Here is a 22,524-nt window from a genome sequence, read left to right on the forward strand (position 1 = left end):
ATGATTTTACTTAAAAACTCTAAAACTATTTTTTTTGCAGCATCATTGTTGGTATTAAGCTGTACTAATAAACCAAAAAAAGTAGCGCAAATAACTCCAAAAGTTGACACAAACACAAAGCAACCCAATATTTTACTTGTGCTTTGTGATGATTTAGGCTATTCTGATGTTGGTTTTAATGGCAGTACAGATATTAAAACTCCTGAGTTAGATAAATTAGCTAGTAATGGCACAATGTTTACCTCGGCTTATGTTGCACATCCGTTTTGTGGCCCAAGTAGAGCAGCATTGTTAACAGGTAGGTATCCGCATACAATTGGCTCACAGTTTAATTTACCTGCTAACGGAGAATCTTTGGGCAAAGGTATTTCTACTAACGAGCAATTTATAGCAAAAACACTACAAGAATCTGGCTATTACACAGGAGCTATTGGAAAATGGCATTTAGGAGCAACACAAGAGTTTCATCCCAACCAAAGAGGTTTTACAGATTTTTATGGTTTTTTAGGTGGAGGACATAACTACTTTCCTGAAGAATACCGTCCTAAATATGAAAAACAAAAGAAGGCCAACAAAAAAATAATTAGAGATTACATACTGCCTTTAGAACACAATGGCAAAGAAGTTAAAGAAACAGAATATTTAACCGATGCCTTTTCTAGAGAAGCTTCTCGTTTTATTAAAGAGGCTTCAAATAAAGAGAAACCCTTCTTTTTATATTTAGCCTACAACGCACCACACGTACCGCTTGAAGCCAAAGAAGAAGATTTAAAAATATTTTTAGATATAAAAGACAAAGACAGAAAAACCTATGCGGCAATGGTCTATGCTGTAGACAGAGGAGTTGGCGCCATTGTAAACACATTAAAAGAAACAAATCAATTAAAAAATACTTTAATTATATTTTTAAGTGATAACGGCGGAAATACAGACCATGGCGCAACCAATTTTCCATTACACGGAAGAAAAGGAGATACTTGGGAAGGTGGTTACCGCGTACCAATGTTTATGTATTGGCCAAAACACATTGCCAAAGGAGAAAAAAATAATTTTCCAATTAACAGTTTAGACCTCTACCCTACCTTGGCTCATTTAGCAAAAGCAAGGATTCCCAACAATAAAATTTTAGACGGAAAAAATGCTTGGGAATCTATATTAACTAATAAAGATCTACATAAAAAAGAAACTTTATTTGCTATGCGCCACAGAGAAGGCTACACAGATGTATCTGCAAGAAAAGACGAATGGAAAGCACTAAAAGTTAGCAAACAACCTTGGAAGCTTTTTAAAATAACAGAAGACATTGGAGAAGAAAATGACTTAAGTACAAAACACCCAGACATATTAAACTCACTTGTTAGTGATGCAGAAAAATGGAGTAAAACACATACAGAACCACTTTGGTTTGACCCTACGTATTTGCAAGAAATGTGGAAAGACAGCACAATGGCTACTTTTAATAACACATTTCTTATTCCTAAATAACTAGCTATTAAAATTACAATACACTAAACTCCTTATTAAATACAGTAAGGAGTTTTTTTACACCTCATCTTATTACCTACTAACAAGCCATTTAGACCTTAAAACAACTACAATCAAGGGTCATTTACCCCTATTTACATCTCCTTACCTTAAAATAAGCCCTTTTTAATCAAAAAGGTTAAAATAATGTTATCGAAAGGTAAAATTGATAAATAGACACCCTGTTTTTTACGTTTCTTTTGGGATATGAAACTAATTTTTATGATGTCCGCATTTTTTTCAATAACACTTTTTCTTTGTAAAAGAATAAATGCAATTCATCTTAAAGAAAATGAACTACAAAAACCACGTATTAATGTTCAAGTATTTAATGCTTAGCATACAAAACACTATGTAACTAAAAAACTCCTAACGTAACAACTCAGAATTATGAAAAAACCAAAAAATGAACAAAGTAGAAATTACTTTTCCTTATTTAATAAGTTGTTTTTATTGCAACTTATTTTATTTAGTTCATTAGCAATACCATTACAAGCTAGCGCTAATGACAGTACAACTTTAAACACACAAGAAAAAACAATTACAGGTAGCGTATCTGATGATATGGGACCAATGCTTGGTGTTAGTATTGTTGTAAAAGGAACAACTAACGGAACAACAACAGATTTTGATGGTAATTACAGTATAACAGTAGATGGCAATGATACTGTTTTAGTATTTACATATATTGGCTACAAAACACAAGAAGTAACTGTAGGCAGTAAATCTACCATTAATTTAAAAATGGAAACAGATGCTGAAAACCTAGAAGAAGTAGTTGTTTTAGGATATACAACAAGAAAAAAAGGAGAAGTTACTGGCTCTGTTAGTGCTATTAAAAGTGAAGATATAGAAAAAACATCTAATAAAGATTTAGCCAAATCTTTAGCAGGTAAAGTGTCTGGTTTAATTGTGAATGATAGAGGTGGTTATCCTGGATCTACAGGAGACGTATCTTTATTAATTAGAGGTAAATCTACCTTAAACAATAACTCACCCTTAATATTAATAGATGGTGTAGTATCAGGGTCTTTTTCTCAATTAGCTCCACAAGATGTAGCATCTATTACAATACTTAAAGATGGTGCTGCAGCAATTTATGGTGCAAGAGCAGCAAACGGTGTAATTTTAGTAACTACTAAAAGAGGTAAATCTGGAAAACCAAGAATTAACATTTCATCATCATATAACTTATCATCATTTTCTGTAAGACCAGATCTTATGTCGTCAGAACAATATGCAATTTATGAAAATGAAATTACAGATAGGTTAGGACAAGCTCCTCGTTTTACACAAGAACAAATAGACAATTACGCAGCAGGAACAGATCCTATAAATTTTCCAAGTACAGATTGGAGCGATTTAACTTTTGCTAAAACATCTCCAGAGTCTAGAAACTCAATCTCTATTTCTGGTGGTAGTGAAAATGTAAAATATTTTGTTAGTGGTGACTTTATAAAGCAAGTAGGTTTATTTAAATCTGGCGATTTAAAATTTAGACAAAACCAAGTACGCTCTAACTTAGATATTAAAATTACAGATGATATTAAATTAGGTGTAGATATTTCTGGAAGATTTGGAAACACACAAGAACCTGGTGTAGATGCAGGTTTTATTTACAAGCATATTTATACTAACGAGCCTACAGAAGTTGGCATTTACCCAAATGGTTTACCTGGTTGGGGTGGCGAAAACGGAGCTAACCCATATGTAATGTCTAGTAACGAGTCTGGCTTTTTAAAAAGAATAGACAATACTTTACGTGGACGTTTTTCTTTAGATTGGGACTTAAAAAAAATAACTCCAGGATTAACGTTTAAAACCTTTGTTGGTATACGCAGACAAAATAACGATCAGAAATCATGGTACACACCATGGACTGTATACACTTACCAAGGAGACACAGGAGAATATGTACCATCTACTGGTAAATCTCAAAGAGGTGGAGAAAGAATACTTAGAGAAGGTTTTTGGAAATTTGATGAAGTACAAGCAAATGCAACATTATACTATAAGAAAAAGCTAGGAGAAAACCATTCTATAAGCACCTTTGTAGGTTATGAGCAAGCACAATCTGAACAAAGACAGTTTTGGGCTCAACGTCAAGGTTTTCCAACAAAAGAGCACACAGAATTATTTGCTGGTAGTGATGATGGGCAACAATCATATGGAACATCTCAAGAATGGGGAAGAGTCAATTACTTTGGGGCTTTCTCTTACGATTACAAAAAGAAATATTTTGTAGACTTTACAATTCGCCATGACGGTTCTAGTAACTTTGGACCTGGCAAAAGATATGGTACCTTCCCTGGTGTTGCAGCATCATGGGCAATTAACAAAGAATCTTTTTTAGACAATGCAGATTGGTTAACAGATTTAAGACTAAGAGGATCTTGGGCAAAAATGGGTAACGATCGTATTGGAGCTTTCCAATACTTAACACGTTTTGATTATGGAGGACCAACTAATACTGCTAACCCAAATTTTTATGTATTTGGAGCTCCTGGTGTTAGCTACAATGGTTACACACCAGACAATGTACCAAACCCTAACATTACATGGGAAACAGCTTATATGAAAAATATTGGCTTGGCTTTCTCTATGTTTGACAGTAAGCTAACAGGTGATTTTAATTATTTCTATCAAAACAGAGAAGACATATTGGTTACAAGAGCAGCTGCTATACCAGATGCAGCAGGTTTAACTTTACCTGCAGAAAATATTGGTAAAGTAGATAACTTTGGATGGGAACTAGAACTTGGTTGGAGCCAGCAAGTAACAGATAACTTTAGCTATAATATTGGTGGTAATGTTACCAAAGCAAAAAATGAAGTTGTTTACTTAGCAGAAGCTGAAGACGTACCAGAATGGAGAAAAAGAGAAGGATACTCTATAGACTCTTATATTACATACCCAACTGCTGGTATTTTTAGAGACCAAGCACAAGTAGACGCTACAGATGTTAAACTTAATGGTACTGTAGAAGGTGAGCCTATTTATTTAGATACAGATGGCAACGGAAAAATAGACGCTAATGATAGAGTAAGAGATTTTAGCTCTAACATACCACAAATACAATATGGCGTATTTGGAGGATTTAAATACAAAAATTTTGACATGAGCTTCCTTTTTCAAGGGCAAGCAGAAGCTAAAATGTTAGTGTTTTTTGATCAGGCTGGAGCAAAACCAGAATATGTATTTAACCAAAGATGGACACCAACAAACAGAGACTCTAAATACCCAAGAGCTTTTGGGCAAAGTGATAGTTTTAGCGGAAACCAAAGTGGTAATTCTGCTAATTTTCAAGGAGCAGATTTATACTTAGAAGATGCATCTTTCTTAAGACTTAAAGAAATAGAAGTTGGCTACACCATACCTAAAGACAAAATTAAATTTTGTGACATTAAAATATTTGCTAAAGGCTTAAACTTATTTACAATGTTTTCTGATGTTTACAAGCTTGGCTTAGATCCAGAGGCAGCAGGTTACAACAACTTTATAGGTAGTACATACCCATCTTTAAAAACATATACGTTAGGTGTAAACTTTAGTTTCTAATATAAAAAAATACAGATATGAAAAATTTAAAATTAATATACGCGTTATTGACAATTGCCGTATTTAGCTTATCTAGTTGTAATGATGTATTAGATGTAGAAGCTAGAGATGCTTTTGCAGAAGATCTAATATACAATGATCCAGAACAGCTAGAAAGACTAGTATACACTGTTTACAACAGTACAGAAAGCTGGGGAGTAAACAAAAGACAATGGTGGGGACGTAGATTTAATTTAGAAGTAGGTTCTTACGAGGCTATTTTTAACTTTAAACTATTAGACCAGTTTAGATTAAGAGCAGGTATGACGCCTGGTACTGTTGGTATGCTAAACGGAAAATGGGATAATTATTGGGATTATGTGCGTTTAGCTAATGAGTTTTTAGACAAAGTAGATGATAGTGCTGCTATGGAAAAAGACCCAGAAACAGTAACTCTTTTAAAAGCCGAAATGCGTTTTTTACGTGCTAATATCTACAGTAAGTTAATTCGTTTTTATGGCGGAGTACCAATTTTAGAAAATGCTTTAGGTTTAGATGATGATTTTGCATTAACACGTAACAGTTATGAGGAGTGCGTAGATTTTATTGTAAGTGAACTAAATGATGTTGCAACAGTTTTACCTGAAACAAGACCTGGTGGAGAATTTGGTAGAGCTACCAAATTAGCAGCTTTAGCTGTAAAATCTAGAACATTATTATATGCAGCTAGTAAATTACATGACCCTGCATTTGCACCTAGTAACGATCCACTTTATGTTTACACAAAACCTAACAAATGGCAAGATGCTGCAGACGCCGCAAAAGCAATAATAGATATTGTTGGCGCTAGAGATTTAATTGCCGTAGCAAATGCAAAAGAATATCAGAACTTATTTTTATCACCAAATAACGATATTCTATTTGCTAGACCATACAGTGCACTTTATTACGATTTTGGTACCGATACCAATTCGCTTCCAGACCAGACTTTTTCTCCTAGCGGATATAGTGGCTGGGCATTAGCCGCACCAACACATAACTTTGCTTTGCAATTTAATATGGCAGATGGTACCACAACTAATGATGCTGGTTTTGATCCTAATAATCCTAATGATGGTAGAGAAATGAGATACTATGCAGACCTTAATTACAACGGTGCAGAATTTAGAGGTCGTAAAGTACAATATTTTTTATCAGAAGACGTAACTGCAAACCCTCATGGGTTAGATTCACCTGAAGGATTAGGAAACAAACAACACTCTTCTAAAACAGGATACAATATTAGAAAGTTTCAAGATGAAAGTGTTGGTACATTAAATGAAGAAGGTATGATTGATGGCTTAACTGGTATATCTCCAGAACGCCCATACATTTTATACAGACTAGCAGAGGTATATTTAAACTATGCAGAGGCACAATACCATTTGGGTAATGAAGGTGTTGCTACAACTTATTTAAACAAAGTTTCTAGCAGGGCATTACAGCCAGCAATAACTGCAACAGGAAATGATTTATTAGAATCCATAAAAAGAGAAAGACGTATAGAACTTTGTTTTGAAGGTCACAACTTTTTTGATGAAAGAAGATGGATGAATGAAGACCACTTAGGTTTTGATGTAAAAGGACTACAGTGGACAAAAGCAACAGACGGCACAGAAACAAGCCAAGAAGTAACAGTAGTAGAAAGACCATGGTTAACACAACATTATTACTTGCCACTACCAGCATCTGAAGTAGAAAAGGCACCAACAATGTCACAAAACTTTGGATATTAATATAAAAGTTAGTTTAGTTCTCAATTGTTTGAGTTAGTTTATTTGTAAACTATAAAGAGTCGTACATACAGTACGACTCTTTTGTTTTATACAGTAATTTAAATAGAGTTTATATAATTAACCAAATTTACATCCCTGTCTATCTTCATTTTTTTACGTAACCTATGCCTTGCTACGTGCACACTACCAATAGAAATGCCTAGTAAATAAGCCATTTCTTTTCCACTAAAATTTAACTTAATTAAGGCACACACTTTTAAATCTGCAGAACTTAAATCTGGAACTTTATGTTTTAAACGCTCATAAAAGCCTTCATTCTGAGCTAAAAATCTATTATTAAAAGACTCCCAAAGTGTAACAGAACGTTTTCTTATCAATTTTAAAATTGCTGGTGCTTTAGTAGTTGTGTTTTCTTTTTCTATATAATCACTTAGTTCTTTTATTACTTTTTCACGTTCTATTAATTGTAACGTATTAATCATTAACTCACTATTTTTAATTGCAATCTGCTCATTAGAGTCCTGCTGTTTTTTCTGGTGTTTTAAAAACCGTACCCTAGACCTAATTACTAATGCTGCTATTATTAATAAAAACACAATTACAAAAAACAAGATTCTAAAACGCAATATTTCTTGTGTCTGGCTAGCCAACTCTAATTTTTGTTGGTTTAGTATTTTATTCTTTTCGTTTAGTTGAACATTGTAATGATCATGAATTGTTAAAAAACCCTGATTGCTATCGTTCCTAGGGTTAAGATACTCATCATTAATATCATTAGCTTTACGTAAATTAATATATGAATTTTTATAATCTTTAAGTTTATATAATATACTTGCATATTTTGCATACACATAGCTCATATAAAAAGTTAATTCCCCCTCAATGTCTTTTATAACTAGTGCTTTTTCATAATACTGTTTTGCTAATTCTAGATTGTTTTTCTTTCTGTAAATTTTTCCTAGTCTTGCGTAAAGCACAATTAAAAAACTCTTGTGTATAGATGCCGGACTTTCATCAATAATTTTTTCAGAGCTTATTAATAATTTTAAGGCTTCATTTAAGTTATTATTCTTTTCTAATATAGATGCTTTTTTCTCATTTAAATAAGCCTTATAAATTGGGTTTATTTTTGTCTTAACAGCAATCTCTTCACAATTAGCAATATATTTTTCTAGCATTTTTGTGTTAGATTTTCGCTGATAATACAAGGCTAAATTATAATTAGCACTATACATATCAGAAAGCTGAATTTTATTTTTATAAAAAGAAATTCTATAAAAAGTATTTGCTTTTTTAAAGTTATCTCCCGCTAAATCATCTTGCTTAAAAAGGTAATTTAAGTATCCTAATTCTTCATTTGATTTGGCCATTAAAAGAGTATCTTTTATTTCTTCTGCCATTAATAAAGCATCACCTCCGTACCTAAAAGCATCACTATAATTAAGATTAACACGCTCTAAAAAACATAAATTTAGCAACCTATTAATTGCTTTAGAAGAGTCTTTATTTTTTAAAGCAGCATCATACTCTTTTTTAATATCAGTTACACTACTGTTATAATAAACAGCACGCTTTTTAACATCTACCTTAAATGCATGAAATTGTTGCGCCTGTAAGGTGCTTATAAGCGACGCATTAAGTAATACAAAAAAAATAATAACAATATTTAAGCGCAATAACCCCCTGTAAAACATAAACTTAAACACATTTTAAATAATTAATAACCTTTTTTAAAGTTAAGTAAAAAAAGACAGTAAAATAGTAATGTTAAGTTTTTGTAAGGTGATTTTTTAGTCCTTTTATAAGAGTTTGTTCTAGATTTGAGAAGACTCACCAACTCAATTTAGAATGAAAAAATTAATTAAAATAATCTGTTTTATTTTGATAACAATTAGCTGTTATTCTCAAAAAAAAACTAATATACTTTTTATTGCAATAGATGATTTAAGACCAGAATTGGGTTGTTACGGATCTAACATTGCCATTACTCCAAATATAGACAAACTAGCAAGCGAAGGTTTATTGTTTAACAATGCATATTGCCAACAAGCAATCTGCGGACCATCTAGAGCAAGTTTGCTTACAGGCATACGGCCAGAGACAAGTGGTGTTTATCATAACTACATAAAGTTTAGAGACGTAAATCCGGATGTAGTTACTCTACCACAGCAATTTAAAAATAACGGTTATGAAACTGTGTATTGTGGTAAAATTTTTCATCATGGAGATTTAGATGATGAATTGTCATGGAGCAGACAACCTGCAATAGATAGTATGCTTGTAAAAAACATTAAAAGACCTGGCGGTTTTGCTTTAGAAGAAAATAATAAAAATAGAAAAGAACAAAGAACTAAAATGATTGCCAAATATGGTGAAGTAGCCAAATACGGATTGGCAATGGGTCCGGCTTATGAAAATGCAGATGTAGAAGACAATGAATATTTAGATGGATACAATACCGAATTAGCCATTGCAACTATGAAAGAAATGAGCGCTAAAAGCAATACCCCCTTTTTTCTTGGATTAGGATTTAACAAGCCACATTTAAACTGGACATCTCCAAAAAAATACTGGGACTTATACAGCCCAGACAAAATTAAATTAGCATTAGAAAAACAAGGACCAAAACAAGGTGCAGAAATGGGCTTACACGCTTCTTTTGAGTTAAGAACTAGAAGCGGCATACCAAAAAAAGAAGAAATTAGTAGCGAGCAAGCTCTTAAATTAAAGCACGCATATTTAGCTTGTGTAAGCTATGTAGATGCTCAAATAGGAAAAATAATAACTGAGCTAGAGAAAGAAGGTTTAAGAGAAAACACCATTATTATTCTTTGGAGTGATCATGGCTACCATTTAGGAGATATGGGAATTTGGGGCAAAGCCACAAATTATGAAATTGCAACTAGAGTTCCTTTAATTATTTGGACACCAGATATGCCTAGCAAAAATAAAGGTAAAAAAACCAATGCTTTAGTAGAGTTGGTAGACATTTACCCTACCCTATGCGACTACGCAAATATACCAGTGCCAAATTATGTAGAAGGGTATAGTTTTAAACCACTAATAAACAACCCTGCACAAAAATGGAAATCTGCTGCTTTTAGTCAGTTTCCTACTCCTGCATTAAGAGAATGGGGAGCATACCCATTAAGACCCGCAATGAAAGAAACTTTTTTTGGGCCGCTAATTAAAGATGTTGAAGACAGAATAATTAACCAGCAAAAAGAAAATTGGGATAGAGACTTGTTTGAAAATAAACTTATGGGATATGCAATGCGCACAAAAAAGCATCGATTTATTGTATGGAAAAATAGAGACAACCCACAGAAACAACCTCTTTTTATAGAATTATATGATCATGATAATGATCCGTTAGAAACCACAAATATTGCCAATATTAAACCAAAACTAGTAAAAAAACTAATGACAAAGTTTAATAAAGGATGGCAAGGAAATAGACCAAAAAAATAAACCAAGCTACTTATTATACAAAATACTGAATTATGGAAAGAAGAGATTTTTTTAAAAAAGGAACTAAAGCTGCTGTTGCTGCTAGTGTTATTCCTATGATAACAACAGCACACTCTGGCCCAGAAGATATTGTTTACAATAGAGATACTGACAAGTGGTATCATTTAGGAAGCGGCAAAACAGGTATGCCAAACAGAAAAAAGACAGCAACCTATGACGTAGTTGTTATTGGTGGTGGAGCAGCTGGTATTAGTGCCGCAGTTTCATCTGCTCGTAACGGATCTAAAACCGTACTTGTACAAGACAGAGCTGTATTAGGCGGAAATGCATCAAGCGAAATGCGAGTGCATTTAAACGGTGTAAACAGATTAAAAAGTGGCAAAGCAGAAAGAGAAACGGGTATTATTGAAGAAATGTTGCTTTTAAACAGGTTTTATAATGAGCAAGAATCTTTTCCTGTTTTTGATCATGTTTTATACGAGTTTGTAACCCGCGAGCCAAACTTAACACTAATGCTAAATACACAAGCAATAGAAGCTGTTATGGATGGCAACAAAATTACGGCTGCAATGTGTTGGCAATCTTCTACAGAAATGCTGTACACACTTAATGCCTCTATTTTTATAGACTGTTCTGGAGATGGCTTACTTGCAGCAACCGCAGGAGCAGAATACAGAACAGGAAGAGAAGCTGCATCAGAATTTAATGAAACCTACGCGCCAAAAGTTGCAGATGGATGGCAAATGGGTGCCACATTATTAATGTCTTCTGTAGATATGGGAAAACCTATGAAATATAGTCCACCGTCATTTGCAATAAAGTATGATTTTGAAAAAGCACATCCTAAACGCAAATTTGCTGGTTTCCAAGACGGACTTTGGTGGGTAGAGCTTGGTAGTGATAATGATATTATTGCAGATTTTGAAAAAAACAGACATCGTTTAATGGGGTATTTGCACGGAGTATGGGATTTTATTAAAAATTCCGGGAAATTTCCTGAGGCAGAAAACTTAGCTTTAGACTGGGTTGGTTCTTTGCCTTGCCGTAGAGAATCTCGTCGTTTTATAGGTGATTATATTGTGTCTGAAAAAGATTTAACAGAGCACAAACATTACCCAGATGCAGTTGCTTTTGGTGGTTGGCCAATAGACGAACACATTCCTGGAGGCATAGATAATATCTCTGAACCACCAACTCATTTTCATTATCATTTTCATAATATTTATGAATTTCCGTTTAGAAGTTTATACTCTAAAAATATTTCTAATTTAATGTTTGCTGGTCGTAATGCTAGTCAAACCCACATAGCATTATCATCTAGCCGTATAATGGCAACTTGTGCACTAATGGGGCAAGCTGTTGGTACCGCAGCCAGTATTTGTACTAAAAAGAAAATATTACCCAGAGAAGTAGGCAAAAACCATATAAACGATTTGCAAGAACAATTGCTTAGAGATGATGTTTACATACCTAAAAGACCTGCAAATGACCTTAAAGACTTAGCAAAAAAAGCAAGCTTAATTTTTGCCTCTACAACTTCTTCTGGCGATGCCAAACTACTTACCAACGGAATTTCTAGAGATATAGATGGTAAAATTAACCATTGGATGTCTAAAGGCTTACCTGCAGAATTACAATTAGAGTGGGATGCACCTACAGCATTGTCTGCCGTAGAAATAAAATGCGACACAAATGTAAACCGTAATATTATGATGCGTAAAGACAGCAGAAATGATGAGTTATTTACAAATGGTGTACCAAAAGAAATGGTAAAAGCTATTAAAATTGAAGGTAGGATAAATGGTAAATGGACAGACTTAGGAGCTATTGACAATAACCAAACTAGGCTTATTAAATTTAAGTTTAACAGTAGCAAAGTAACCGCTGTTAAAATAAAAGTAACAGAAACCTACGGAGCTAATGATGTAAAACTGTTTGAGGTTCGTTGTTATAAATAATTATGCTAAATAAACTACACATACTTATTGTGATTTTCTTCTTGATTTTTTTTCAAAAAGAGAATCACAATAATCTTAACTACATAGAGCACAAGGTTACTATTCATCATCCTGGAGAAAAAATGCCTGTTAATACGGTATTAACCCAAGTAAAAGATAAAGCCGGTTTTACTACAGGGTATTTTATGGATGTAGAATCTGTAATATGTTTAGAAAATGTGTGTAAAATAATTCCTGTACGTTTACATTGGGATGACATAGGTAATTACCAACGTTACGAGCTTGAAGAATTAGCTACCCTAGAAAAATACGAAGCAGATGTGTTTACTGCTAACGACTACAAAAAACTACACCGTATTCTTTTAAATAAAAACTCGCCATTTAAAGAGGTTTTTATAGACGATATATTAACCGTAGAAAATGAACTTAGCACTAATGTAGACGCAATATCTGGTGCCACAGCTTTAGAACTAGACACCAAAGATACAGTGCCCGGAGCTGCACTTACCTGTTTTACTCTATGGCATTGGGCAAACGGAGATGTAGTTACTACCATACAACACTTAACCGCTAAAACTGCTTCTGCAAAACAATTAGCAGCTTACATAAAAACCAAAAAGCCTACGTATTACGCCTTAGCTTTAAAAGAACTAACCCACAGAAAACTATATAAAAAAACGTATTTAGAAGCTATTTTTAAACATATTAATAATACAACAGCAATTGCAAAACCAACAATTACTTATTTTGAAAACGCTACAAAAAACATCTATTTTAAAAGCATAAAAAAGTTATTTATTAAAGGAAATTCTGAGCAAAAAATAGCGGCTTTAAAATCTATTACAACAACAAGTAAACAAGCAACTCCCACTTATTTAGAAAGCATTAGCAGCTATGCAAATACATTACAAACTTACCAAGAAGTAGATGCTTTAATACATATGCTAGAAGAAAAACAATACTTCTCTAACCAAACGGCAAACAACCTAACTCCTTTACTAAACGGAGATTTTTTAACTGCAAGGCGTGTATACTGGTTTTTATCAAACAAAAAGCTAAGCAACACACAAAACCAAGCAGTTATTAAGTTTAAAAAATTATACAAGAACAAAATATAAACTTCTTCCCTACAGTTTAAACCATCCATTTTTAGAAAAAAAATACAAACTTAAAGTTATGTACTAATTAAACTTTAGATACATTTATTAGGTTATAAAATGTGACCATATAACTAACATACTTAAAAAACTAGAAACAACTACTAAAACGTTATATGTTAATTAATTAGAAAGTTTTTTTAGATTTGAGAGAATAACCTTATTTTTGTGACCTAAATAACTTACCTTTAAGGTGGTAAACACCCAGTTATTAACTAATAAAAGATTGTAAATGAAATAAAATTAAATGTTCTTTTTAACCGTTCTTCTTTTCCCCAAAAGAGGTTTTATAATATTTGAACACTATTATAGGTAAAAAAGAAAATATACAAACCTAAGAACTTTAACCTATGAAAATGAAGAACTTACTACAGATTTCTGTATTTGTGCTTCTGTTAACTAGTTGCTCCCCATCTAATGAGTCATTAGCAGACAAGTACAAACAAAACGGAGAAACCGAAAAAGCCATAGAATACTACAAATTGGCTATTGAGGACGGCAGCACTAGGTCTATGAACAAGTTAGCCCTACTCTACGTTAACAACCACAACCTTAGCGAAGCTAAAAAATACTATAAGATGAGTTTTGAGCAAGGCAATAGTTCTGCTGCTCAGATATTAGCATCTTTGTGCGCCAGTAATGAAGATTATGAAGGCACTATAAAATATAGTAAAAAATTAGCAGATAACGGAAACTTAGATGTGGTATACAATTTAGGAAATGCTTATTTAAAATTAAAAAAGTACGACCAAGCTATTAAATACCTAGAGTTAGACTCTACATCTGTTTTTACTAAAAACCTATTAGGAGAAGCATATTACAAAAAAGGAGATTTAGCAAATGCCGAAAAAGTATGGAAATCTGCTGTAGACAACCATAAAAAAGGACGCGCAAATTCTCATCAAAAATTATTAAAACTATACCTAAAACTAGGCAAAACAGAGCAATACAATAAATACAAAAATATATAGTGTAATTGTAGTTGGCAAGCTATTGACTATTGTACAATATAATGCACAAATCATCGTTTAAAGGTATGTAAAGTCCTGTGAAATACGTTTTTTTCGTTTTTTACAACCTACTGTAAGTAAAAAAAGCTACTACCTATGATAGCACCAAAAGAACATATTAAAGAACGAGAAAGGTTAGATTCTCTACAATCTTACTCTATATTAGATTCCTTACCAGAGTCTGACTACGATAACATTACAGCTATAGCTGCAGAAATCTGCAATATGCCTATGGCCATGATAACGTTTATAGATAAAGATAGGCAGTGGTTTAAGTCTAGCTATGGTATAGATGTAGATGAAATGGACAGACAAATATCGTTCTGTGGGCACGCCATACACAAAAACAATCAGGTTTTTATGGTACCAAATACTAGTGAGGACGAACGTTTTCATGATAACCCATTGGTAACCGGAGACACTAGTGTAATGTTTTACGCAGGCGTACCATTTACTACAGAAGAAGGTTTGCCACTAGGCACATTATGTGTTGTAGACCAAAAACCAAACACACTTACAGAGCATCAGCAAAAATCTTTACAAGCACTATCTAAACAAGTAATGAACTTACTTAGCCTTAGAAAAAGTAAAAAAAGATTAGAAGAAGAGCTACAAAAGCAAGAAGAAAAAAATGTAGACCTAGAACGCTTTGCCTTTATTGCTGCACACGATTTAAAGTCTCCTTTAAACAACGTATCTAGTTTAACAAGTATGTTTTTAGACATATATGAAGCTAAAATAGATGATGAGGGCAAACAAATTTTAAAGATGATTATAGACTCATCAGACAAGTTAAAAGGCTTAATAGAAGGTTTGTTAGATTACAGCAGAAGCGAAAGTATTTTAGGTAAAAATAAAGTAGACGTAAAAGTAGAAACTGTTAAAAACACCATTTTTGGACTCTTTTCTTTTGAACAAAATATAGATTTTACTTTAAAAAATACAATTACAGACTTGTACCTTAATGAAACTGCATTAGACCAAATATTAATAAACTTGGTAACCAATGCCATTAAATATAATGATAAAGAACAAATAAAAATAGAGCTAGGTGTATCTGACTCTGATACTCATTACTATTTTTATGTATTAGATAATGGCCCAGGAATACCTACAGAAAAGCAAGAACAGATATTTAAAATATTTGAAGTTAATGCCAACCAAGACAAATACGGCGTACGTGGTAATGGTATAGGTTTGGCTACAGTAAAAAAAATAGTAGAAAAATCTGGTGGCAGCATTTATGTAACCTCTAAAGTTGGCGAAGGAGCAAAATTTAGTTTTAGCATAAAAAAATAAAAACTTTAATTATAAGTAAAGTTGTAGCCATACAACAAAGGCCTTGGTATTTTACCAAGGCTTTTTTTACATACAAACTATACACGTATTAACACCAAAAAAGTAATAAAATGGCACAACCATACATTTTATTTTTTGCTGTAAAAAAACATTTATAAATTGTAAGAAAAATAAACTAAAAACCAAAATGTGCGTTTACACAGCCATATTGGAGGAATAAACGCAATTAATTGTGTTTATTTATAGTTAGCATTAATACCGAAAAACCAATCTGAATGGAAAACGAATTTGCGAAAACAATGTCGGAACGAACCGATGAAGAGTTAGTAAAGATTGTAACAGCCGAAAGAGATAAATATAACCCAATTGCAATTGAGGCTGCTGAATCGGAAATCGCAAAACGGAATATTGACACGAATAAATTTGAGGAAATAAAAGAAAAAACAACTAAGGAAAGAATTGAGAAGGATAAAGTTGACTCGAAGGTAGTTGGTTCTGGAATACGGTTTTTGAATTTAATAATTGACTCAATTATTTGGTATATTCTTATTGTTATTACCTATTTCCTTTTTTGGATAATTATTCCAACTAGTGTTTCAACCAGCAATGGCTTTATTGTTGGAATTATTAATCTAGTAATAATATTTGTCCCTTTTTTCGCATATCATTCATTGATGGAAATTAAATTTCAAAAAACTATTGGAAAATTTATTACGAAAACACGAGTTGTGAAATTGAACGGAGAAAAGCCTGAAAGTGCTGATATAATTTCTCGAACTTTTTGCAGATTAATTCCTTTTGACCGAATTTCATTTTTATTTATGAAAAATGGAATTCACGATTTTTTATCGAAAACAAAAGTGATTAAAGACAAAAGTGAATAAAGTACTAATGCTAACAATGTATAAGAAAACATAGGGCGTTTGTGCTAAATTGAAAGGTCTGTAAATATTTACAAAGTCCGCTAAATATAAAATTTGGCGTTTATAGAACAAAAGATAAAAGCAAAATATTTATATTTAGCTAAGTAATAAATCGAAACGATAGTGCTTATCACCTGCCCTACGTTTCTTATACTTAACGTTAGCCACAAGCTGAAAAAAAATGACGATAAAAGATTTAAGAATAGAAATTAACCAATCTGAACATAAAGACTTTTTTAAAAGTTGCACTGTACATATAAATTATCCTCATATAGATTTCACTATTGACTTAAAAGGAATTGATGCAATTTATGGTTTTGTACTAAGGCAAAATAAAGGATGGAATAGCACAGAACTTCCTTCTTATCTTAATAATTCTAAAGAACATTTCAAAAAATTAAAATCTCAATTACTTGATTTAGTAAATGGAGGTCATTACAATATTGAAAGTAAATGGCAACAAATTAAAGCTCTAATCCAAAAACAAGAAACAAATAATAGAACGAAAGTATTTACATCTGATTCAAGTATCACAAAATTTCTTGAAGAACTACATAAAGAAAATCCAAACTATGTAAAAGGCGCATATAACTTTATAATAGGTCAAAATGAAACAATAAACACAAATGATTTATTAACAGGTTTAATAAGAGCTTATGAGTATAAAAATCAAGGAAGGACTGATATTTCAAAAAGACGTTCAAATGAAAGAGCTGCAATTTCAACAATAAGAAACTCATTTGAAAATTACGTTTCCGAAACTGAAGGAGAGATTAATGAAGTTCTTGACAAGTCTAAAGAAAATTTAATTGGTCAAACAGCAGAAATAGACGGATTACTTGAATCTAAAAAAACTGAATTTAATGAGTGGTTAAAATCTTCTCAAAATGGTTTTTCCGAATTTGATGTTGACTCAAAGAAAAAAATAACAGATTTAGAGGATACATATCGTAAAAAACTACAATTAGAAGCACCTGCACGATATTGGAGAACTAAATCCAATAAATATAGAGAAGATGCAATTAAAGCGAGGAATATATTATTAACTATGGTTGCAGTTTCTGGAATATTCTTTGCCATAATCTTAATCACTTCACCTGATTGGATATTTAAGACAGTATTTAAAGGAAATGCAACAGCAATAGTTAGATGGTCTATTGTTTTTATTGCTTTAATTTCACTTTTAGCATTTGCTGTCAAGGCAATAACTAAAGTTATGTTTAGTTCTTTTCACCTTGCAAGAGACGCAGAAGAAAGACACACTTTAACTTTTTTCTATTTAGCTTTACTCAAGGATACGAATATAAATGACGATGACAGAAAGTTAATTTTACAATCTCTTTTTAGTAGAGCGGAAACAGGATTACTTAAAGATGATTCGGGTCCAACAATGCCGAATGATTTAATAGGAAAAATAATTGGAAAATAAAGCCAGATGGCTAACACCGTGTATAATTCATTGCTAGTTATAGCCTACTTACGAAAGTCCTCGCGGACTTTCTATCTGTGATTTATTTGCTAACTTTAGTGCTTAAACACGCAGCAAACCATATACAATTACGTTGGCCACAAGTTGAACAAACTGCTATGAAAGAAACATTCATCGGACATAAATGTAAATTATTGAATTCCGAAAAGACAGGAATTACTCTTGAACTGAATAGTTGGAGTTCTGAAAATATGGCGGAAAAATATTCTGTCAGTTTCGATAAAGAAAATAATATTGAGCGAATAACTGAAAACCAACTTTCTTTTGGAGAAAAAATCTCAAAAACTGATTTTTTTAAGCGGTTAATAAAAGATACTCAAGCATCAGAGGAAAAAACAAGAGAATTTGCATCTGCAATTCTTTGTGATTTTCTTGAATTTGACATTGCCGATTTTGACTTAAACATATTGAAACTCGGAATTGAAAAAATAATTGAACAATTAAAAACCGAAAAAAATGTTAATGCTGAACAAAAGTTAGCAGAAGGACTTTTTGAATTTATTTGGTCAGAAAAATTAAATAAAAAAGAGGAATTAAAACTGTTGGAAAGATTGACTGAAATTGACTCTTATCAAATATGTAAGTATTTGGATGACGAAGATTATTTGAAAATTCCGAAAGTAAAAAAATATGTAGAACTGAATAAAACCAGTGGCTAACACTGTATATAATTTATTGCTAGTCCTCGCCTACTCACGAAAATCCTCGCGGATTTTCTATTTGGTTTGTATTTGCTAAATTAGTTGCTTAAACACGCAACTAACCATATACAAACACGTTACCACAATTATGAAAAAAACTTTTTTGCTTATTTTATTATTTTGTTTTGCAATCGTTAGTTCTCAGAATATTTATGATTATGAAAAAGAAATTAGTAATAAAGAATACTATGATTTTAAAGAAATTGACTTTGAAAATACAAATGATAATTTAAAACTTTCTGGAACCTTAATAACACCAAAAACTGTTTTTGAAAAAATAGTAATTATCGTACCTGGAAGTGGACGAGACACAAGACACTCTCATTTTGTGTTAGCAGAAGAATTTTTAAAAAACAATATTGCCGTTTACAGATTTGACGAGCGTGGAATTGGGAAATCTGAAGGAGATTATTCTGAGTTAGCGGGAGATTTGTCAACTGATTTAAGCTACGCATTAAAGGAATTACAAAAACAATTTCTCGATAAAAAATTTGGCATAATAGGACACAGCCTTGGTGGAATTGCAACTCTTAATGTTATTAACAATGATTTAGATTTCGTCATTTTAATTGAAACACCAATTATAAAAAATGGAGCTTTTCTAGTTAACCAATTTGAAAGGAATTATGAAAATAGTATTCCAGAAGTAATGCGCAAGGAAAAAACCAAAACAGAAATTACGTCATTTTTGAAAGGATATATAGACTTAATAAGTAAAAGCACACCTAATTCTTGTAAAAAGGAAATAAAGAAGTATATCAGAGAAAAAGGATTTAATAAAAGGTTTATAGTATTGTTAAAAGACACTTTTTTAGTAGAAATGGCTAGAACTAATTTAGAAGATACAGTTAAGGATCTTTCTATAAAAACTTTATATCTTACAGGAACAAAGGATAAAATTATTAATCACAAGCAAGAAGTTGATTTAGTAAAATCTTTTAGAAATCCTAATATTGAAATAAGAGAATTTGATAGTCTGAATCATTATTTAACCAATAGAAATGGTAAAGTTGGCTCATCACTTTACGAAATGGATAAAGAACCGCTCAATATGATTATTAATTGGATAATAGAAAAATAACTGTCTACAACATTTTACTAAAAATCAAAAACCCTCTTAAATTGACCATTAGAAAAAGAAATATTGGATTAAAAAAACAGAACGCAGATGGACTTTTCATTCAAACACAACTGTTACGCAGATGGACTTTTGCCTTAATACTTTTCATTTCACTAATTTCTTGTAAAAATGTAAAAACAGAATCGAGTTGCGGATTTGAGTTCTTTGAAAAAACAAGCGGATTTAAGTTTCCAAAAAATATTTTAATAATTGACTGTTACGATAGTTTAGAAGGAATGATATGGGTGCATCTAGAATTTGACCCGAAAACCGCATCAGAGTTCATTATACAAAACGAAATGCATCAATATTCTGATAAGATAGAAAACGAACTCTTTAAACTACATGGCTCAGAGGATGACCAAATGATTAAAAGTTTAACAACTTTTATGAATGACAGTATTCAACCGATTACTAAAAATCAACATACATACTTAAAGACAATTAAAAGAGAGCATCAGTATGTAATTTATATTATTAATAAAAATAGCGGATATTTTTGGGGACTAATACAATATCCTGATTGGGGCGGAGAATAAAAACGTTGGAAAAAAAAGTCTACACGTAATGCAGGTTTTAGTACTTAACTCAAAGTTTAGTGTATTTTTATAAAGTCTACCAAATCTTTTGTTTTGGCTTTTAATAATGAAAAGATAAAAACAAACAAAAACATTTGGCTAATCACTTAAACGGAAACAAAAGTGCCTTTTTATTCCCTTACTAATCATAGCCAAAGCCGTTAGGGGCAATTCCACTCATTTCCAAAAAGAATCGGTTATTTTGAGGAAACGTTTTACAAGAATTAAAAAATTTACAATAATCAAATTAACAAAAAGTTACTCAAGATTTGAAAAACCAATTAAAAAATTAAACACAAAATGAAATTAATAGTATCAATTTTTTTATTATTCTTAACAACAAATTCTTTTTGTCAATCTCACTCATTTTATTCTAAGCCAGATACCTTAATCATAAAATCTAAAATATTTGATACAGAACGAAAAATAACGGTTAGTTTACCATTAGATTATGAAAAAATAAAAGAACCAAAAAACCTTATCGTTTATGTAGATGGCGATAATGAGGAAATTACTGGAACAATTTTACAAGCAACGAATAATTTATATCTATACGATGATATTCCTCAAAGTATTTTAGTAGGTATTTTTCACCAAGACAGAAATGAAGAATTGGTAGAAAAAAAGAAACTTTTTAAGTTTTTAGATAGTGATGTCATTCCAATGATAGCCAATAAGTACAATATCAAAAAGAAAATTACTATTGTGGGACATTCCTTTGGTGGTTATTTTTCAACTTACTGTTTCTTGAAAAATAATACAGTTTTTAATAATTGCATATCTATAAGTCCAGCGTATTGGCCAAATGATTCCGACATTTATGACATTGTAAAAAAAGAACTTGGAAAAGAATCAAAACTAACTGGTAATCTCTATCTAGCAATTGGCGACAAAAGATGGGATGACATTTCATTACGTGAAGATTTTTTCAAATTCACAACCATTTTAGAGAAAGGAGACAATAATATCAACTTTCAATACAATGATTTGGTTGGTTTTAATCATAATTCTTCACCGACTGTTGGCTTTGGTTTAGGTTTAAATTTTTGTTTTGATCAACTAGAATGGAATAGCGTTATTATCGACCAAAATAATCGAATAAAGTCATTTCCCGATTTCTGGCAACATTACGAACTAAAAGCTGACGCACTAAAACACCTCGAAAAATATAAAGAAGCAAACGAAGCCTATAAAGTAGCTTTAAACAAACTAAAATTAGATAAAGAAGTTTCAGTTTCCGACAAAGAAAAAATTGAAAATAGATTACAAAAGAAAATGAAAAAATAGCAGAAAACTACCTCTAACAGCGTATATAATTTATTGCTAGTTCTAGCCTAATTACGAAAATCTTCGTGGATTTTCTATTCGGTTTTTATTTGTTAATTTAGTTGCTTAACCACGAAACAAACCATATACAAAACCGTTGTGTGTAATTTAACAAAACCTATAGAAAACTAATGAGCGAAATAACTTTACCATATCACTTAATAATTCCAAGCCTGATTTCAATAATAGCTTTGGGAGTAATATTTCTTAAAAGAAAAAAGTTATTCGCGAATGGGAAATGGAAATGGTTTTGGATAAGCACAACTGTATTTTTAGGACTTTATCTTCTGATTGTTGGAGGAGCGACGTATTCTGACTTTACATCGGAACTGACTCTACAAAAATTTGACTTAAATAAAGACGGATTTTTTAGCGGAAATGAAATTACGCCTGAACAGCAAGAAGCAATGAAAAATATGACAAGTGATACTGGAAGAAATTTTTCATTTATAACTGGATTAATTTTTTCTGGAATTATTGCGCTCTTTGTTTTTGGAATTGGAAAAATAACTGAATTAATAAAAAAGAAAAAAATGATGGCATCTTAATTCAACTAAATAATGATAGCGGTAAAGAATTGAATCTACTTTTTATAAAAACGGATAATAAATTAGTATATAAACTTAAAGTAATTGGTGAATTTCCGCATAATTATA

16 protein-coding genes are annotated in these 22,524 nt (G+C 31.7%); 15 read left to right on the top strand and 1 reads right to left on the bottom strand.

Features of this window, described 5'->3' with window-relative positions:
* The 3 genes from AX016_RS01730 (at position 1) to AX016_RS01740 (ending at position 6,836) form a co-directional block, all read left to right on the top strand.
* Positions 1–1,485, top strand: a complete 1,485-nt coding sequence (locus AX016_RS01730) for a sulfatase-like hydrolase/transferase (RefSeq protein ID WP_100893962.1) — start codon at positions 1–3, stop codon at positions 1,483–1,485.
* Positions 1,486–1,914: 429 nt separating this feature from the next.
* Entirely contained in the window at positions 1,915–5,082 is a 3,168-nt protein-coding gene (locus AX016_RS01735; RefSeq protein ID WP_100893963.1) for a SusC/RagA family TonB-linked outer membrane protein, read from the top strand.
* A gap of 17 nt (positions 5,083–5,099) precedes the next feature.
* Positions 5,100–6,836 carry a RagB/SusD family nutrient uptake outer membrane protein gene (locus AX016_RS01740; RefSeq protein ID WP_100893964.1) on the top strand — a complete coding sequence of 579 codons (1,737 nt, stop codon included), beginning with the start codon at positions 5,100–5,102 and terminating at the stop codon, positions 6,834–6,836.
* 98 nt (positions 6,837–6,934) lie between these two features.
* On the opposite strand, the gene AX016_RS01745 is transcribed toward AX016_RS01740, so the two are convergent.
* Complete coding sequence (locus AX016_RS01745) at positions 6,935–8,512, bottom strand: tetratricopeptide repeat protein (RefSeq protein ID WP_157811055.1); 1,578 nt, start codon at positions 8,510–8,512, stop codon at positions 6,935–6,937.
* A gap of 172 nt (positions 8,513–8,684) precedes the next feature.
* Between AX016_RS01745 and AX016_RS01750 the strand changes: the two genes are divergently transcribed.
* From AX016_RS01750 to AX016_RS01805, 12 genes are all read left to right on the top strand, one after another.
* Positions 8,685–10,307 carry a sulfatase gene (locus tag AX016_RS01750; protein ID WP_100893966.1) on the top strand — a complete coding sequence of 541 codons (1,623 nt, stop codon included), beginning with the start codon at positions 8,685–8,687 and terminating at the stop codon, positions 10,305–10,307.
* 32 nt (positions 10,308–10,339) lie between these two features.
* Positions 10,340–12,265, top strand: coding sequence for an FAD-dependent oxidoreductase (locus AX016_RS01755; protein WP_100893967.1), 1,926 nt, complete (start codon positions 10,340–10,342; stop codon positions 12,263–12,265).
* A gap of 2 nt (positions 12,266–12,267) precedes the next feature.
* Positions 12,268–13,383 (top strand): hypothetical protein, encoded by a 1,116-nt coding sequence (locus AX016_RS01760; protein WP_157811056.1) that lies wholly within the window; start codon positions 12,268–12,270, stop codon positions 13,381–13,383.
* 395 nt (positions 13,384–13,778) lie between these two features.
* Positions 13,779–14,393 carry a tetratricopeptide repeat protein gene (locus tag AX016_RS01765; RefSeq protein ID WP_198519395.1) on the top strand — a complete coding sequence of 205 codons (615 nt, stop codon included), beginning with the start codon at positions 13,779–13,781 and terminating at the stop codon, positions 14,391–14,393.
* A gap of 135 nt (positions 14,394–14,528) precedes the next feature.
* Entirely contained in the window at positions 14,529–15,731 is a 1,203-nt protein-coding gene (locus AX016_RS01770; RefSeq protein ID WP_100893970.1) for a GAF domain-containing sensor histidine kinase, read from the top strand.
* 275 nt (positions 15,732–16,006) lie between these two features.
* On the top strand, positions 16,007–16,615 hold the full coding sequence (locus AX016_RS01775; RefSeq protein WP_100893971.1) for an RDD family protein: 609 nt from the start codon (positions 16,007–16,009) through the stop codon (positions 16,613–16,615).
* Positions 16,616–16,835: 220 nt separating this feature from the next.
* Positions 16,836–18,083 carry a DUF6161 domain-containing protein gene (locus AX016_RS01780; protein WP_100893972.1) on the top strand — a complete coding sequence of 416 codons (1,248 nt, stop codon included), beginning with the start codon at positions 16,836–16,838 and terminating at the stop codon, positions 18,081–18,083.
* Between the two features lie 158 nt (positions 18,084–18,241).
* On the top strand, positions 18,242–18,802 hold the full coding sequence (locus tag AX016_RS01785; protein WP_157811057.1) for a hypothetical protein: 561 nt from the start codon (positions 18,242–18,244) through the stop codon (positions 18,800–18,802).
* A 130-nt stretch (positions 18,803–18,932) separates the two neighbouring features.
* A complete protein-coding gene (locus AX016_RS01790) occupies positions 18,933–19,925 on the top strand; it encodes a serine aminopeptidase domain-containing protein (protein WP_100893974.1) in 993 nt (330 codons plus the stop codon).
* Positions 19,926–19,966: 41 nt separating this feature from the next.
* Entirely contained in the window at positions 19,967–20,503 is a 537-nt protein-coding gene (locus AX016_RS01795; RefSeq protein ID WP_157811058.1) for a hypothetical protein, read from the top strand.
* A gap of 339 nt (positions 20,504–20,842) precedes the next feature.
* Positions 20,843–21,829, top strand: coding sequence for an alpha/beta hydrolase (locus tag AX016_RS01800; RefSeq protein WP_100893976.1), 987 nt, complete (start codon positions 20,843–20,845; stop codon positions 21,827–21,829).
* A 170-nt stretch (positions 21,830–21,999) separates the two neighbouring features.
* Positions 22,000–22,416 carry a hypothetical protein gene (locus tag AX016_RS01805; RefSeq protein WP_100893977.1) on the top strand — a complete coding sequence of 139 codons (417 nt, stop codon included), beginning with the start codon at positions 22,000–22,002 and terminating at the stop codon, positions 22,414–22,416.
* The last annotated feature ends 108 nt before the right edge of the window (positions 22,417–22,524 follow it).

Source organism: Cellulophaga sp. RHA19, assembly GCF_002813425.1.
Classification (GTDB): Bacteria; Bacteroidota; Bacteroidia; order Flavobacteriales; family Flavobacteriaceae; genus Cellulophaga.

Excerpts from the sequence above, each read along its gene's own strand:
- AX016_RS01780 (WP_100893972.1), top strand. The coding sequence starts at position 16,836 with ATGACGATAAAAGATTTAAGAATAGAAATTAACCAATCTGAACATAAA.
- AX016_RS01730 (WP_100893962.1), top strand. The coding sequence starts at position 1 with ATGATTTTACTTAAAAACTCTAAAACTATTTTTTTTGCAGCATCATTG.
- AX016_RS01800 (WP_100893976.1), top strand. The coding sequence starts at position 20,843 with ATGAAATTAATAGTATCAATTTTTTTATTATTCTTAACAACAAATTCT.
- AX016_RS01740 (WP_100893964.1), top strand. The coding sequence starts at position 5,100 with ATGAAAAATTTAAAATTAATATACGCGTTATTGACAATTGCCGTATTT.
- AX016_RS01765 (WP_198519395.1), top strand. The coding sequence starts at position 13,779 with ATGAAGAACTTACTACAGATTTCTGTATTTGTGCTTCTGTTAACTAGT.
- AX016_RS01785 (WP_157811057.1), top strand. The coding sequence starts at position 18,242 with ATGAAAGAAACATTCATCGGACATAAATGTAAATTATTGAATTCCGAA.
- AX016_RS01775 (WP_100893971.1), top strand. The coding sequence starts at position 16,007 with ATGGAAAACGAATTTGCGAAAACAATGTCGGAACGAACCGATGAAGAG.
- AX016_RS01790 (WP_100893974.1), top strand. The coding sequence starts at position 18,933 with ATGAAAAAAACTTTTTTGCTTATTTTATTATTTTGTTTTGCAATCGTT.
- AX016_RS01760 (WP_157811056.1), top strand. The coding sequence starts at position 12,268 with ATGCTAAATAAACTACACATACTTATTGTGATTTTCTTCTTGATTTTT.
- AX016_RS01750 (WP_100893966.1), top strand. The coding sequence starts at position 8,685 with ATGAAAAAATTAATTAAAATAATCTGTTTTATTTTGATAACAATTAGC.
- AX016_RS01755 (WP_100893967.1), top strand. The coding sequence starts at position 10,340 with ATGGAAAGAAGAGATTTTTTTAAAAAAGGAACTAAAGCTGCTGTTGCT.
- AX016_RS01735 (WP_100893963.1), top strand. The coding sequence starts at position 1,915 with ATGAAAAAACCAAAAAATGAACAAAGTAGAAATTACTTTTCCTTATTT.
- AX016_RS01805 (WP_100893977.1), top strand. The coding sequence starts at position 22,000 with ATGAGCGAAATAACTTTACCATATCACTTAATAATTCCAAGCCTGATT.
- AX016_RS01770 (WP_100893970.1), top strand. The coding sequence starts at position 14,529 with ATGATAGCACCAAAAGAACATATTAAAGAACGAGAAAGGTTAGATTCT.